Raw genomic sequence first — 13358 nt, 5'->3', positions numbered from 1 at the left:
CAAGGTAACCATCAATTATATTGTGGGCATGCCTTCTATCGTCACCTTAATCTCGGGCCGCGGATCTAATTTCGAGGCCATTGTCCAAACAGCTCAAAAAGAGCAATGGCCGGTCACTTTTGCTGGGGTAATAGCGAATCACTCATCGGCTAAGGGTCTTGATTTTGCTCGCTCGCAGGGTATTCCAGCTTATGCGATTGAGCATAAGGAGTATGCTACTCGCGAGTCCTTTGATGCGGCATTAATCCAGCAGATTGATGCTCTGGGGGCGGATTTGGTGGTTCTGGCCGGCTTTATGAGAATTGTGACCCCTGAATTTATTCGTCATTTCGATGGCCGCTTAATCAATATCCACCCAGCCTTGTTGCCTGCTTTTCCGGGATTGCACACCCATGAGCGCGCCTTGGAGGCGGGTGTGAAGGAGCATGGCGCCACCGTGCACTTCGTGAACGAAGGCGTGGATGAGGGGCCGATCATTTGTCAGGCCTCAGTTCCAGTGCTCGATGGGGATGACGCAGACACCTTGGCAGCCCGTGTTTTGGCGGCTGAACATCACATTTACTCGCGGGCCGTAAAATGGTTTCTTGATGGACGATTGCGAATAGAAGGTAATCAAGTGAAGTTACAACCCCCAGAGTCGCAATTTTTTAAATTATGAGTGCAGAACGTCCACCCCGTAGATCTGGTAACAGACTAGATCCACACAAAAGTTACGCGACGAAATCGAAAGATCCATTGCGTCGTCCCGAGCGTCGCAATGCTGGTGGCAATCTCATCGCGCCCGAAGGTCAGAAGAATTTTTCCAATGCAAAGGCATTGCCGCAACATGCGATGCATCTGGAGCGTCTGCTGCCTGAATTGCTCAGTTTTGACCAGCCGGCTGATCGGGTGGTGAGTCGCTATTTCTGGGCAGAACCACAGCTGGGAAATCGTGATCGCGCTTTGATTGCTGAGAGCGCATTTGCTATCTTGCGTCGTAAAAATGAGTTCTCCCAATTTGCCTCTAGTGGTGAAGGTTCGCAGGCTAGACGCTTATCCCTATTGGGTTTGCTGTCCGCTTTGTCTGAAGGTGGTTTGGGATCTGGGAACCGCGCAGAGAGCGCGATTGCTGACTTGGCGCACGTATTAAAGCCAGGCGAGTATGAGTGGCTACAACGTTTTGCGACGGTTGATCCTGCTGCATTAAATCCACTTGTTCGTAATAATTTGCCAGAGTGGTTATGGGATGCGTTTGGAAAATATCCTGGTGAAGAAACACGTGAAGAGCTTGCAAAATCTTTAATGCATCCAGCGCTATTGGATTTGCGCGCGAACACCATGAAAACCAATCGCGAAGAATTGCTCGCGCAGATGAATGCATTAGGTGGCCGCTATCAAGCGATTCCAACCCCATATGCACCTGATGGCGTGCGCATCATGGGTAAACCCGCTTTGCAAAATACAGCTGGCTTTAAAGCAGGCATGTTTGAAGTGCAAGATGAGGGCAGTCAGCTCTTGGCTTACTTGCTCGCTCCTAAGCGTGGTGAGATGGTTGTGGACTTTTGCGCTGGTGCTGGCGGCAAGACTTTGGCAATCGGGGCACTTATGCGCTCCACAGGGCGTTTATATGCTTTAGATACATCAGAGCGTCGCTTGGCCAATTTGAAGCCCAGACAGGCTCGTAGCGGTCTCTCAAATGTTCATCCAGTGTGGATTGATAGCGAGAATGACGCCAAGATCAAGCGCTTAGCCGGAAAGATTGATCGTGTACTGGTGGATGCCCCTTGTAGCGGCATGGGTACATTGCGCCGAAACCCTGACTTGAAGTGGCGTCAGACCCTTGCAGCAGTGTTGGAGCTGAACCAAAAGCAAAGAAGTATTTTGGCCTCCGCAGCCCGTCTATTAAAGCCCGGCGGACGTTTGGTTTATGCCACCTGCAGTCTGTTGCCCCAAGACAATCAGGCTATTGCCGAGGAGTTTTTGGCAAATCACCCACAATTTGAGGCTGTTCCAGCTGCAGAAGTTCTTACGCCATTATTTCCAAAGGAAAAATTGCCTTTAGGATGTAGTCTTGATAATCCTTGGTGGCAGTTATGGCCTCATATTCATGGAACAGATGGTTTTTTTGGGGCGGTTTTCCAGAAAAAGGCTGCCGCCCCTTCGGTTGAGGCACAAACAGGCGGTCAAAAAGAGCTTAAGGTCAAACACAAGGGCACCCCTAAAGAACTAAAATAGCAGTTTTGATCTCTTTAGGGAATCCATTTTGAATACAGCTTCAGGTTTTGATTTGCTTCTCCATTGGCTTGCTAATGGATATTTAGATCGGTCTTTGTGGAAAATTACCGTTTTCACGCTGGTAGCCACACACATCACCATTGCCGCCGTGACTATTTTCTTGCACCGCTGCCAAGCGCACCGTGCTTTGGATCTGCATCCAATCGTTTCGCATTTCTTTCGCTTCTGGCTCTGGCTAACTACTGGCATGGTTACCAAGGAGTGGGCCGCGATTCATCGTAAGCACCACGCCAAATGCGAGACTGTTGATGATCCCCATAGCCCACAGGTTTTGGGAATCAAGACCGTACTTTCGCGCGGTGCAGAGCTTTATAAAAAAGAAGCGGGCAATCAAGAAACTTTAGATAAGTTTGGTCACGGCACTCCAGATGATTGGCTTGAGCACAATATCTATTCCAAGTTCTCGTGGCATGGTGTTGCCATCATGCTCATCATTGATGTGTTTTTATTTGGCGCGCTTGGTTTCACCGTTTGGTCGGTCCAAATGTTGTGGATTCCAATTACCGCAGCCGGCATCATTAATGGCATTGGGCACTACTGGGGCTATCGTAATTTTGATTGCGAAGACGCTGCCAGAAATATTGTGCCCTGGGGTCTTTTGATTGGTGGTGAAGAGTTGCATAACAATCACCACACCTTCGCTACCAGCGCCAAGCTATCCAATAAATGGTACGAGTTTGATATTGGCTGGATGTACATTCAGATAATGAGTGCAGTCGGTTTGGCGACGGTGAAAAAGACTCCACCTAAACCAGTGCTGAGCGATCTCCGTCCCGCAGACCAAAATACGCTCGAAGCTATCATTGCGAACCGTTATGAAATCATGGCGCGTTACAGCAAGACATTGCGCAGCTTCTTTAGTAATGAAGTGCAGCACATGCAAGTCTTGGCGGCGCATTTAGGCGATGCCCGTACTTGGCTGACTAAGGACGAATCTCGTTTAACCGAGCAAGAGAAGCTAAAGCTTGAGGAGTTAATGGCCAGTAACGCTCAATTGCGCAAAATGATTGAAATGCGTCGTGATCTGCAAGCCATCTGGAGTCGTTCCTCAGCCACTAAAGAGCAGTTGTTATCTCAATTGCACACTTGGTGCCAGCGTGCGGAAGAGAGTGGTTTAACTAACTTACGTGAGTTCTCTTTGAGATTGCGTCGTTACATTTAATTTCTAAGAAAATAAACACTAAAAAATTTTAGAAAAATTTAGGCCATAAAAGACCCGCTGATGTAGCGGGTTTTTTATTTACTGAAAGTCAGTATTAAATCAATGCCTTACTTCAGCTTTGTTTCTTTGTAAGCAACGTGCTTGCGAATGGTTGGGTCGAACTTCATGATCTCCATTTTCGCAGGCTTAGTGCGCTTGTTTTTTGAAGTGGTGTAGAAGTGACCAGTACCTGCTGATGACTCCAACTTGATTTTTTCTCTGCCGCCTTTAGCCATTTGTGCGCTCCTTAAATTTCGCCACGTGCACGGAGATCAGACAACACAGAATCGATGCCGTTCTTGTCGATAACGCGCAAACCAGCATTGGTTAAGCGCAAGCTAATCCAACGGTTTTCAGATTCAACCCAGAAACGACGGTTTTGCAAATTCGGCAAAAAGCGACGCTTCGTTTTATTGTTTGCATGGGATACATTGTTGCCAACCATCGGCTTTTTCCCAGTGACTTGGCAAACTTTTGCCATGACATAACTCCATTTTTAATTGCGAAAAAAGAAGATTGTATCAGGCCCAGCTACATGGCTTTTGTAAGCGGGATTTGGTCTAAAAAGCGCCTCTATTGGAAAAATAGGCCAATAAGTTAGTATTTACTATCATTTAATCCCATTATCCATAAGGGCCTGAATCTGAAAAGGAGAACAAACCGCTCCTACTCACAATGCAGTGGTCTAAAAGCTGAATATACACTAATATTGTAGGGCATTGAGTAGTACCTTCGTTAATTCTTGGTCTGCGTCACTAGGTAATGGGTTTCCGCTGGGATGCTTGTGCGCCACGATGAGGGCGCTGGCATTTTTCGCTAAGGTCTCTTTGAGGATTTCTCGGGGGTAAATGGTTGTTTGGGTAATGGAGCCCCTAAAGAGCTCATCACATTCAATCAGATGCAGTCGGGAATCAAGGTAGAGGCACAGCAAGACCTCATGCGGAAGGCGGCCAATCTTGGCCTGCAAGAACTCTCTGACATGGTTGGGTGAGGAAAAGATGGGGTCTTGGGTTAAGCCGTCCTCAAGACTCCGTTTAATGAGTTCGTGCGCCGCTTGAATTTGCGACCACTTGGATAGTCCCATCCCATGCAGTTGAGTGAGCTCTGCAGGGCTGCTGGCTAGAAGTTTAGGCAGACTCCCAAAGTGATGCAGGAGATCCTGAGCTAGGGCAACTGCGCTTTTTCCTTTCACACCTACCCGCAGAAAGATGGTGAGTCATTCAGCGTCTGAAAGTGCCCCCGCACCATTTAATCGCAGTTTTTCTCTAGGTTGCTGATTTTTTGGCCAACCTGTTAATGGGGGAGTGCACAGCTAGCGCAGGCCTAGATACAATCACCTTATGACCAAGCTTACCGTTTTGCCTAATTCCTACTTGACTCTGAACTACCGGCTCACTTTGCCCAATGGGGAGGATTACATCAACACCTTTATCGATCGTCCTGCGACGGTTTTGATGGGATCTGGACAATTTGCTCCTTGCTTTGAAAAGGTATTGCTGGGTTTAGGGGTTGGTGAGAAAAAAAGTGCACTCCTTGCGCCTGAAGAAAGTTTTGGTGCGCGCAAGGAGGATTTAGTGCAGTGGGTATCGCTCAAGGCGCTGAAAGAAGGTCGTGATGACGATGTGGAATTTAATCCAGGCGATGTGATTGAGTTCAATGCGCCGGGTGGCGCTCAGTACGCAGGCGTTTTGCAATCGATTAATGATGAGGGCGCATGGTTTGAATTTAATCATCCCCTTGCCGGCAGACCTGTGACTTTTGAAGCAGAGATTGTAGCGATCCTATAAAGCATGAGTGATTCCAATAACACAGAAATTTTGATGGCTCAGCCGCGCGGTTTTTGCGCAGGCGTTGACCGTGCAATTAATATCGTGAATGAAGCGCTGAATCGTTTCGGTGCGCCAATTTATGTGCGTCACGAAATTGTGCACAACGTATATGTGGTGAATGAGCTGCGCGATAAGGGCGCGGTATTTGTGAATGAGCTGCACGAAGTTCCTAAAGGTAGAATTGTCGTGTTTAGTGCTCACGGCGTTTCTCAGGAAGTGCGTAAAGACGCCGAAGCTCGGGGTTTGCAGGTCTATGACGCCACATGTCCTTTGGTGACTAAGGTTCATCTTGAAGTCGTCAAAATGTGTAAAGAGGGTTTCACGGTTCTGATGATTGGCCATGCCGGGCATCCAGAAGTGGAAGGGACCATGGGTCAGGTAAAAGAAGGTGTGTTCTTAATTGAGAAGCTTGGAGATGTGAGCGCGTTACCATTTCCTGCTGATGAGAAGATCGTCTTTGTAACCCAGACAACACTGTCAGTGGATGAGACAAAGGAGATTGTTGAAGCTTTAACAAAAAAGTTTCCCAATATTGTTCAACCCCGCAAACAAGATATTTGTTACGCCACTCAAAATCGTCAAGACGCCGTGAAATTTATGGCGCCACAAGTTGAAGTGGTTATTGTGGTGGGAAGCGCCACAAGCTCGAACTCCAATCGTTTGCGAGAGCTGGCTGAAAAGCTTGGCGTTCCTGCTTACATGGTGGATTCCCCGGAGCAGCTCAATCCAGAATGGTTTGCTGGTAAAAAGCGTGTCGGTTTAACTGTCGGCGCTTCTGCGCCAGAAGTCTTGGCTCAGTCGATTGTTAGTCGTATACAGAAATTTGGTCCACGACAAGTGCGTGCGCTCGATGGTGTAGTTGAAGATATTACTTTTTCGTTGCCTAAAAATTTAGTTGATTGAAGCATCCATTCATAATAGAGGAGCTGTACATGAACAAATCCAACATTACTTTTTCAAGCAGTGCTTTTGCATTAGCGGCTTCAGCTTTGCTCTTAGCGGCTTGCGGCAAGGGTGGCGATAGGTCTGCGGCAGTTCCAGTCGATGGCATTGAAGTCAAGATCGGTCACGTCGCCCCGTTGACTGGCCCTATTGCCCACTTGGGTAAGGACAATGAGAATGGTGCTCGCTTAGCGCTTGAAGAAATTAATAAAGCCGGTTTAACCATTGATGGAAAAAAAGTGGTGTTGACCTTGGTGCCCGAGGATGATGCTGAAGATCCAAAGACGGCTACACAGGTGGCGCAAAAACTAGTGGATGCCAAGGTGGTGGGCGTAGTGGGGCACCTGAATTCTGGTACCAGTATTCCGGCCTCGCGTATTTATAGCGATGCAGGCATTACCCAAGTGTCTCCATCGGCCACTAATCCTGATTATACTAAGCAAGGATTTAAAACGACCTATCGTTTAGTGGCGACTGATGCCCAGCAAGGCACAGCACTAGCTAATTATGTTGCGAATACTCTGAAAGCAAAGACTGTAGCGATCATTGACGATTCCACTCAATATGGCAAAGGCTTGGCGGATGAGTTTGAGAAAACCGTTAAAGCCGCAGGAATGAAAGTGGTTACTCGTGAAGCAAGCAATAATAAGGCCACAGACTTTAAAGCCATTTTGACAAAGATTAAGGGAAGCAAGCCCGATGTCATCATGTACGGCGGCATGGATGCTACTGGTGGCCCGCTCACGAAACAAGCTGCAGAGTTGGGCATTAAGGCGAGGGTAGTCGGTGGTGACGGTATGTGTACTGAAAAACTTGCGGAGTTGGCTGGCGAGGCTGTGCTCAATGTCACCTGCTCTGAAGTTGGTATGGCTTTATCGAAAATGCCGCAAGGAGCTGACTTCCAAAAGCGCCACAAAGAACGCTTTAATTCCGATGTGCAGATCTATGCGCCTTTCACTTATGACGCAGTCTATGTTTTGGTGGACGCGATGCAGCGCGCAAACTCAACCGATCCAGCCAAGATTTTGGCCGCGATGCCAGCTACAAATATGCAAGGTTTAGTGGGTGATATTGCCTTCAACGGCAACGGTGACATGCAAAAGGGCGTGACTACCTTATATGACTTTAAAGACAAAAAGAAAACTGTCCTGGACGTTATTAAGATGTAAAAACACTTTTAAAAATAGCGTTGCTGCTGTTGTTGTGCGGCGGCGCTATTTTTCTACCAAGACCTCATTCATTCTCAACCCTCGTGGATATTCTTCTTCAACAGATCATTAACGGCTTAGTGCTCGGTAGCATCTATGCCTTAATTGCTCTGGGTTACACCATGGTGTATGGCGTGCTGGGGATTATCAATTTCGCGCACGGCGAAGTGTTGATGATTGGCGCGATGGTTTCGCTCTCTCTATTGCGCTTGATTCTGAATTTGACAAGTGACTTGCCTGGTTGGTTGACTTTATTAATTGTGTTGCCTGTCACGATGGTGGTCTGCGCCGGACTGAGTTACTGGATTGAGCGGATTTCTTATCGTCCTTTACGCAATGCGCCACGTTTAGCGCCACTGATATCCGCTATTGGAATGTCTATTTTGTTGCAAACGATTGCGATGATCATTTGGTCGCGCAATCCCATGACTTATCCACAGCTGCTCCCTTCTGCTCCGATTGATTTGTGGGGTAGTGGCGCGACGATCACCGGAAAAGAGATTGTGATTATTGTGGCTGCCTTCCTGGTGATGGCAGGTTTGTTGTTTCTGGTAGAAAAAACAAAGCTTGGCCGGGCAATGCGCGCTACAGCGGAGCAAACTCAGATTGCCGCGCTAATGGGCGTCAATTCCAATCGCGTGATCTCGATTACTTTTATGTTGGGCGGGGCATTAGCGGGATTGGCAGGCGTCATGATTGCCAGTAACTATGGCAACGTTCATTTTTATATGGGCTTTATTCCCGGCTTAAAAGCGTTTACCTCTGCCGTTCTTGGTGGCATTGGAAATTTACAAGGCGCTATGCTCGGTGGCCTGCTCCTGGGTTTGATCGAATCATTGGGCGCTGGATATATTGGTGGGCTCACTGGTGGGGTCTTTGGTTCTAACTATCAAGATATTTTTGCTTTCCTGGTGTTGATCTTGGTATTGGTTTTGCGACCCACGGGACTGTTTGGCGAAAAGGTTGCTGATCGTGCTTAAAAACCTTTTTGCTAACCGTCTCAGTCATGCAGCTTATCTGTGGATTGGTGTGATCGTTTTAGCGCTCTTGCCTTGGGTGGTCGGTGCAGGTGGTGGTAACTATTGGGTGCGAGTACTTGACTTTGCCTTGCTCTATATCGTCCTGGCCTTAGGTTTGAATGTGGTGGTTGGTTTTGCGGGCCTACTGGATTTGGGTTACATCGCCTTTTACGCATTAGGTGCTTATAGCTTTGCTTTATTGGCTTCTCCGCACTTGCCAACTCAGTTTGAAACTATCGCGGCAAGCTTTCCGGGTGGAATGCACTTTTCACCCTGGATGGTGGCCGTGTTCTCTATTATTTTGGCGGCCTTGTGTGGATTGATCTTGGGTTTGCCTACTTTGCAATTGCGCGGAGACTACTTGGCAATTGTTACTTTGGGTTTTGGTGAAATTATTCGTATCTTTATGAATAACCTTGATCGCCCTTTAAATCTCACCAATGGCCCTAAGGGAATTTCTGGAATAGACCCTATTCAATTATTCGGTATTTCTTTTGCCAAGCCTTTGGACTTGAGTTTTATCCAGATTCCAGTCTTGTATTTGGTGTTTTATTTATTTTTATTGCTGGCGATATCGGTAGCCACCGTTTGTTTGCATTTGCAGGACTCTCGCATTGGGCGTGCTTGGATCGCCATTCGTGAAGATGAGATCGCCGCTAAAGCGATGGGCATTAATACGCGCAATATGAAATTACTAGCTTTTGCGATTGGAGCTTCTTTTGCTGGGGTTGCAGGTGTGCTGTTCTCTGCGTTCCAGGGCTTTGTATCACCAGAGTCTTTTACTCTCTGGGAATCTATTGTGGTTTTGGCTATGGTGGTTCTGGGGGGTATCGGCCACATTCCAGGAGTGATTTTGGGTGCAGTCCTATTGTCAGTATTCCCAGAGGTGTTGCGGGGTATTGCTCAGCCAGTTCAGCAGTTTTTATTCGGTCACGTGATTGTTGATGTCGAAATCATTCGCCAATTGATTTATGGCTTAGTCTTGCTTTTGATCATGCTCTATCGTCCAGGTGGTATTTGGCAAAAGGGCGGGGTAAGGCAATGACACTTTCAGATCACTTACTTCTTGATGTTACTGATGTCTCTAAACGTTTTGGTGGTGTACAGGCCTTAGACTCTGTTGGCTTGCGAGTACCCCAAGGTGCAATTATTGGTTTGATAGGCCCTAATGGCGCTGGTAAGACAACATTCTTTAATGTGATCACTGGTTTATATCCAGCGGACTCTGGAATTTTTTTATTTGATGGCAAATCGTATTTTCCGGAATCGGTATCTGAGGTGACCAAATCTGGTTTGGCGAGGACATTCCAAAACATTCGTCTTTTTGGAGAAATGACTGTTCTAGAAAACGTGATGGTGGGTTGCCATTGCCGCACTAAGGCTGGATTGCTGGGGGCAATCTTTCGCTTTCCATCCGCAAGACGTGAAGAGCAGGCGATTCGAGATAAGGCGCAGATGCTTTTGGCTTATGTGGGTATTAACAAGTTTGCAGATATGCAGGCGCGCAATCTTTCCTATGGGGATCAGCGACGCCTGGAGATTGCGAGGGCTTTGGCCACCGAGCCCAAGCTTTTGGCGCTCGATGAGCCAGCGGCGGGCATGAATGCTACCGAGAAATTGGAGTTACGCGAATTACTGCTGCGCATTCGTGAAGATGGCAAAACGATTTTGCTCATTGAACACGATGTCAGCTTGGTAACGGGTATCTGCGATAGCCTTACCGTGCTTGATTACGGCAAAGTGATTGCCTCAGGAGAGCCTGCGGATGTGCGTGCGCATCCAGAGGTGATTAGGGCTTATCTTGGGCAAGGGGCTGCATGATGAGCGCTCTATTAAAAGTAACGGGTCTTAAGGTGTCTTATGGCGGTATTAACGCCGTCAAAGGCATTGACTTGCATGTGAATCAAGGTGAGCTAGTTGCCTTAATTGGCGCGAATGGTGCTGGAAAAAGTTCAACCATCAAGGCCATTTCAGGTTTGCTCACTCCCGCTGCCGGCGAAATTCATTTTGCGCATCAGGAAACCAGCAAGTTGCCCGCTTATGAGTTGGTTCACTTGGGGCTGGGCATGGTGCCCGAGGGGCGTGGTGTTTTTAAGCGCATGACGATTTTAGAAAACCTACAAATGGGCGCCTATTTACAAACAGACGTCAAAGGAATCGAACGCAAACTGGAAGAGGTTTATACCTATTTCCCAAGGCTAAAAGAGCGCTTATCTCAGTTGGCCGGCACACTTTCTGGTGGTGAGCAACAAATGGTAGCGATGGGTAGGGCAATGATGGCGGAATCCAAATTGCTATTGTTAGATGAGCCATCTATGGGCCTGTCGCCGATTATGGTGGAGACGATCTTTGATGTTATTCGCAGCTTATCAGCCAATGGAATGACTGTATTGTTGGTGGAGCAGAATGCACGCTTGGCTTTGCAGATGGCAGACCGCGCTTATGTGATGGAGAGCGGTTTAATCACCCTCGGCGGATCTGGAAAAGAATTGCTAGAGGATCCAAGAGTGAGAACCGCCTACTTGGGTGAGTAAGTAGGCGATTGAGAGGCGCTCAGTTTTAGGTGACTTCTTTGAGTAACTCGCGCAACATACCGCACATCTGACGAATCTCATCGTCAGACACATTCAAGGCTGGCATGAAGCGCAATAGGTTTGGTCTTGGTGAGTTAATCAATAAACCTGCTGGGCTGCGGTCACGTGCAAGCTCAACGAGTTTGCCGCCAATATCTTTGCCAAGCATGAGGGCGCGCAATAAGCCCTCACCACGCTCACCTTCAAGATTGAACTCGGCGGCCAACTTAAGTAATGCTGTTTTGAGCAATTCACCCTTAGCTTTCACGCTCTCCAAAAATCCCGGAGCCAAAAGCTGTTCAATGACGCTGATGCCGACCGCAGTCATTAATGGATTGCCGTTATAAGTGCCCCCCTGATCGCCGGGCACAAAGCAAGCCACCACATCGGTTGCCAATAGAGCAGCTAGAGGTACGCCTCCGCCAATACCTTTGCCCAAAGTCATAATGTCAGGTTCAATCCCGTACTGCTGATAGGCGAAAAGAGAGCCTGTTCGGCCACAACCAGCTTGAACTTCGTCGGCAATGAGGAGGATATTATTTTTTTTGGTGAACTTACGCAGCTCGCGCATAAATTTTTTTGTCGCTGGAATGACACCGCCTTCGCCTTGAACTGGCTCTAGCATGACCGCCACTGTTTGATCGGTCACCAGTTTTTTTACGGACTCCAAATCATTCAAGTCCGCCTTTGGAAAGCCTGCCACTTGTGGCGCAAACATCGTATCCCAGCCTGGTTTGCCAGAGGCACTCATCGTTGCCAAGGTGCGACCATGAAAGCTGTGATCAAAAGTAATAATTTCAAATGCGCCAGATTTATTGAGCTGACCCCATTTGCGCGCTAGCTTAATCGCGCCTTCATTGGCTTCAGCGCCGCTGTTGGCAAAGAACACTTTGTCAAAGCAACTGTTTTCTGTCAGCAGATTAGACAAGCCAATCATGGGTTCGTTGTAAAACGCGGGACTTGGATTGATGAGTTTTTTGGCTTGCGTATTGAGCGCATTAATCATGCCTGAGTTGCCATGACCTAAACAGTTCACTGCCCAGCCTTGTAAGAAGTCCAAATAGCGCTTGCCATTGTTGTCTGTTAACCATGATCCTTTACCTTCCACCATTACCACTTCTGGGCGAGGTGTAATAAACATGACTGAGTGGGTATCAATAGTCTGGTTTGGCTTATTCATATCGGCTTAACTAAGGGTGTGGTCCAATGAGCTGGTAAGGCTTCTATTATCTAACTTTTTGCAGTCTAGTTTGTGGCTAAATCGGCCGCGCTAGTGAAAGAGTCGGCAAAGAATTCTTCTTCAGGCAGCTGGCATTTGCTTGAGAAGTCGTTTCTGGCGGCGTTCACCATGACTGGAGCGCCACAGGCATAGACCTGAAAGTCCCTCATGTCGGAACGGTCAGCCATTGCAGCCTGATGAACAAAGCCAGTGCGACCTTGCAAAGCATCTTCCGCTAAGGCATCTGATATGACGGGGATGTATTTAAAGTGAGCGACTTCCTGTTCCCAAGTCTTGCATAACTTATCCAAGCACAAATCGCTAGGACGACGTCTGCCCCAGTACAGATGGATTGGCCGCTCGATTTTCTTGGCTTGCATTTGTTCGACGATGGATTTGATAGGCGCAAATACTGTGCCGGCTGCAACAAAGATCATCGGTTTCTTGGAATCCTATCTCAAGAAGAAGCTTCCTAGCGGGCCTTCAAAACGCAGGATATCTTTTTCCTTTAGCGCAGGGGTAACAGCACCAAATACAAAATCGGTAAATAAGCCGCCAGGCAAGTGGCGAATATGCAGTTCAAGCGGGCCTTCTTGCTCTGGCGCATTGGCAATGGAGTAAGCGCGGCGTTGACCGTCTGTGAGGAGAAACTCTAAATACTGTCCTGCGAGAAACTGAAAGCGCTCTGCCGCAGGGAGTTCCAGCTTCAGAATCGCCGCATCGTCACTTGGTTTGCTAATGGTATTGACGCGACAAGGTACTTTGCGCATCGCAATATCTCCAGCCCCCTGGACTTCGCGCGCCTCAATTAGAAGGTCTGACTGAGGGTGTGAGCAGCAAAACAAAATGCCCCAAGCGGTTTCATCTGCTTTGTTGAGGGCGCTCTCACTATGTTGGCCATTGGTAACTTGTCAATCTAAGACTTTGCCTTTACAAGAGCCGCAAGCCCCATTTTTGCAGCCATAAGGCAGGTTGATTCCTTGGCGTAAAGCAGCCTCCAGGAGATTTTCATCTGGATTGACGGTACATTGTTTGCCGCTCGTTTTGAGCGTGACCTGATAAGACACTCTCATTCCTTTCAATAAATCATTAC

Annotated in this window: 13 protein-coding genes and 2 pseudogenes; 10 read left to right on the top strand and 5 right to left on the bottom strand. The window is 47.9% G+C overall.

From position 1 onward, the window contains the following. Nucleotides 1–28 precede the first annotated feature (28 nt). From purN to DXE35_RS07320, 3 genes are read left to right on the top strand one after another with little or no spacing between them, the layout of a single operon-like run. Nucleotides 29–658 (top strand): phosphoribosylglycinamide formyltransferase, encoded by a 630-nt coding sequence (gene purN / locus DXE35_RS07330; RefSeq protein ID WP_114690060.1) that lies wholly within the window; start codon nt 29–31, stop codon nt 656–658. Next, nucleotides 655–2214 (top strand): RsmB/NOP family class I SAM-dependent RNA methyltransferase, encoded by a 1560-nt coding sequence (locus tag DXE35_RS07325; RefSeq protein ID WP_114690059.1) that lies wholly within the window; start codon nt 655–657, stop codon nt 2212–2214. The genes purN and DXE35_RS07325 overlap by 4 nt, the downstream gene beginning before the upstream one ends. A gap of 28 nt (nt 2215–2242) precedes the next feature. Beyond that, nucleotides 2243–3436, top strand: coding sequence for a DesA family fatty acid desaturase (locus tag DXE35_RS07320; protein ID WP_114690058.1), 1194 nt, complete (start codon nt 2243–2245; stop codon nt 3434–3436). Between the two features lie 107 nt (nt 3437–3543). On the opposite strand, the gene rpmG is transcribed toward DXE35_RS07320, so the two are convergent. From rpmG to radC, 3 genes and pseudogenes are all read right to left on the bottom strand, one after another. Beyond that, nucleotides 3544–3711 (bottom strand): 50S ribosomal protein L33, encoded by a 168-nt coding sequence (gene rpmG, locus DXE35_RS07315; RefSeq protein ID WP_114690057.1) that lies wholly within the window; start codon nt 3709–3711, stop codon nt 3544–3546. Between the two features lie 11 nt (nt 3712–3722). Next, the gene (rpmB, locus tag DXE35_RS07310) at nt 3723–3956 is read right to left on the bottom strand and encodes a 50S ribosomal protein L28 (RefSeq protein WP_114690056.1); all 234 of its coding nucleotides are present in this window, start codon (nt 3954–3956) and stop codon (nt 3723–3725) included. A 222-nt stretch (nt 3957–4178) separates the two neighbouring features. Next, a pseudogene (radC, locus tag DXE35_RS07305) lies at nt 4179–4733 on the bottom strand (RadC family protein). Nucleotides 4734–4815: 82 nt separating this feature from the next. Between radC and DXE35_RS07300 the strand changes: the two are divergent. The 7 genes from DXE35_RS07300 (at nt 4816) to DXE35_RS07270 (ending at nt 11007) form a co-directional block, all read left to right on the top strand. Then, nucleotides 4816–5262, top strand: coding sequence for an FKBP-type peptidyl-prolyl cis-trans isomerase (locus DXE35_RS07300; protein ID WP_114690055.1), 447 nt, complete (start codon nt 4816–4818; stop codon nt 5260–5262). A 3-nt stretch (nt 5263–5265) separates the two neighbouring features. Further along, entirely contained in the window at nt 5266–6207 is a 942-nt protein-coding gene (gene ispH, locus DXE35_RS07295) for a 4-hydroxy-3-methylbut-2-enyl diphosphate reductase (protein ID WP_114690054.1), read from the top strand. A gap of 29 nt (nt 6208–6236) precedes the next feature. Then, nucleotides 6237–7415, top strand: a complete 1179-nt coding sequence (locus DXE35_RS07290; RefSeq protein ID WP_114690053.1) for a branched-chain amino acid ABC transporter substrate-binding protein — start codon at nt 6237–6239, stop codon at nt 7413–7415. 83 nt (nt 7416–7498) lie between these two features. Further along, complete coding sequence (locus tag DXE35_RS07285) at nt 7499–8434, top strand: branched-chain amino acid ABC transporter permease (protein ID WP_114690052.1); 936 nt, start codon at nt 7499–7501, stop codon at nt 8432–8434. Then, nucleotides 8427–9518, top strand: a complete 1092-nt coding sequence (locus DXE35_RS07280) for a branched-chain amino acid ABC transporter permease (protein WP_114690410.1) — start codon at nt 8427–8429, stop codon at nt 9516–9518. The genes DXE35_RS07285 and DXE35_RS07280 overlap by 8 nt, the downstream gene beginning before the upstream one ends. Further along, nucleotides 9515–10294, top strand: coding sequence for an ABC transporter ATP-binding protein (locus DXE35_RS07275; protein ID WP_114690051.1), 780 nt, complete (start codon nt 9515–9517; stop codon nt 10292–10294). Before DXE35_RS07280 ends, DXE35_RS07275 begins: the two co-directional genes overlap by 4 nt. Continuing rightward, a complete protein-coding gene (locus DXE35_RS07270) occupies nt 10291–11007 on the top strand; it encodes an ABC transporter ATP-binding protein (protein WP_162785001.1) in 717 nt (238 codons plus the stop codon). The genes DXE35_RS07275 and DXE35_RS07270 overlap by 4 nt, the downstream gene beginning before the upstream one ends. Before the next feature lie 25 nt (nt 11008–11032). On the opposite strand, the gene DXE35_RS07265 is transcribed toward DXE35_RS07270, so the two are convergent. Then, the gene (locus DXE35_RS07265) at nt 11033–12226 is read right to left on the bottom strand and encodes an acetylornithine transaminase (RefSeq protein WP_114690050.1); all 1194 of its coding nucleotides are present in this window, start codon (nt 12224–12226) and stop codon (nt 11033–11035) included. Nucleotides 12227–12291: 65 nt separating this feature from the next. Next, nucleotides 12292–13332 (bottom strand): annotated as a pseudogene (locus tag DXE35_RS07260) (CDP-6-deoxy-delta-3,4-glucoseen reductase). Between the last annotated feature and the right edge of the window lie 26 nt (nt 13333–13358).

The sequence above is a fragment of the Polynucleobacter necessarius genome (assembly GCF_900095215.1).
GTDB lineage: Bacteria > Pseudomonadota > Gammaproteobacteria > Burkholderiales > Burkholderiaceae > Polynucleobacter > Polynucleobacter necessarius_H.
The sequence above is the reverse complement of the archived record's forward strand: the minus strand, read 5'-3'. Positions and strand labels throughout refer to the sequence as shown.

Bases quoted from the DNA above. Each gene is read 5' to 3' on its own strand.
- purN (WP_114690060.1), top strand. From the start codon at position 29: ATGCCTTCTATCGTCACCTTAATCTCGGGCCGCGGATCTAATTTCGAG.
- DXE35_RS07325 (WP_114690059.1), top strand. From the start codon at position 655: ATGAGTGCAGAACGTCCACCCCGTAGATCTGGTAACAGACTAGATCCA.
- rpmG (WP_114690057.1), bottom strand. From the start codon at position 3,711: ATGGCTAAAGGCGGCAGAGAAAAAATCAAGTTGGAGTCATCAGCAGGT.
- rpmB (WP_114690056.1), bottom strand. From the start codon at position 3,956: ATGGCAAAAGTTTGCCAAGTCACTGGGAAAAAGCCGATGGTTGGCAAC.
- DXE35_RS07300 (WP_114690055.1), top strand. From the start codon at position 4,816: ATGACCAAGCTTACCGTTTTGCCTAATTCCTACTTGACTCTGAACTAC.
- ispH (WP_114690054.1), top strand. From the start codon at position 5,266: ATGAGTGATTCCAATAACACAGAAATTTTGATGGCTCAGCCGCGCGGT.
- DXE35_RS07290 (WP_114690053.1), top strand. From the start codon at position 6,237: ATGAACAAATCCAACATTACTTTTTCAAGCAGTGCTTTTGCATTAGCG.
- DXE35_RS07275 (WP_114690051.1), top strand. From the start codon at position 9,515: ATGACACTTTCAGATCACTTACTTCTTGATGTTACTGATGTCTCTAAA.
- DXE35_RS07270 (WP_162785001.1), top strand. From the start codon at position 10,291: ATGATGAGCGCTCTATTAAAAGTAACGGGTCTTAAGGTGTCTTATGGC.
- DXE35_RS07265 (WP_114690050.1), bottom strand. From the start codon at position 12,226: ATGAATAAGCCAAACCAGACTATTGATACCCACTCAGTCATGTTTATT.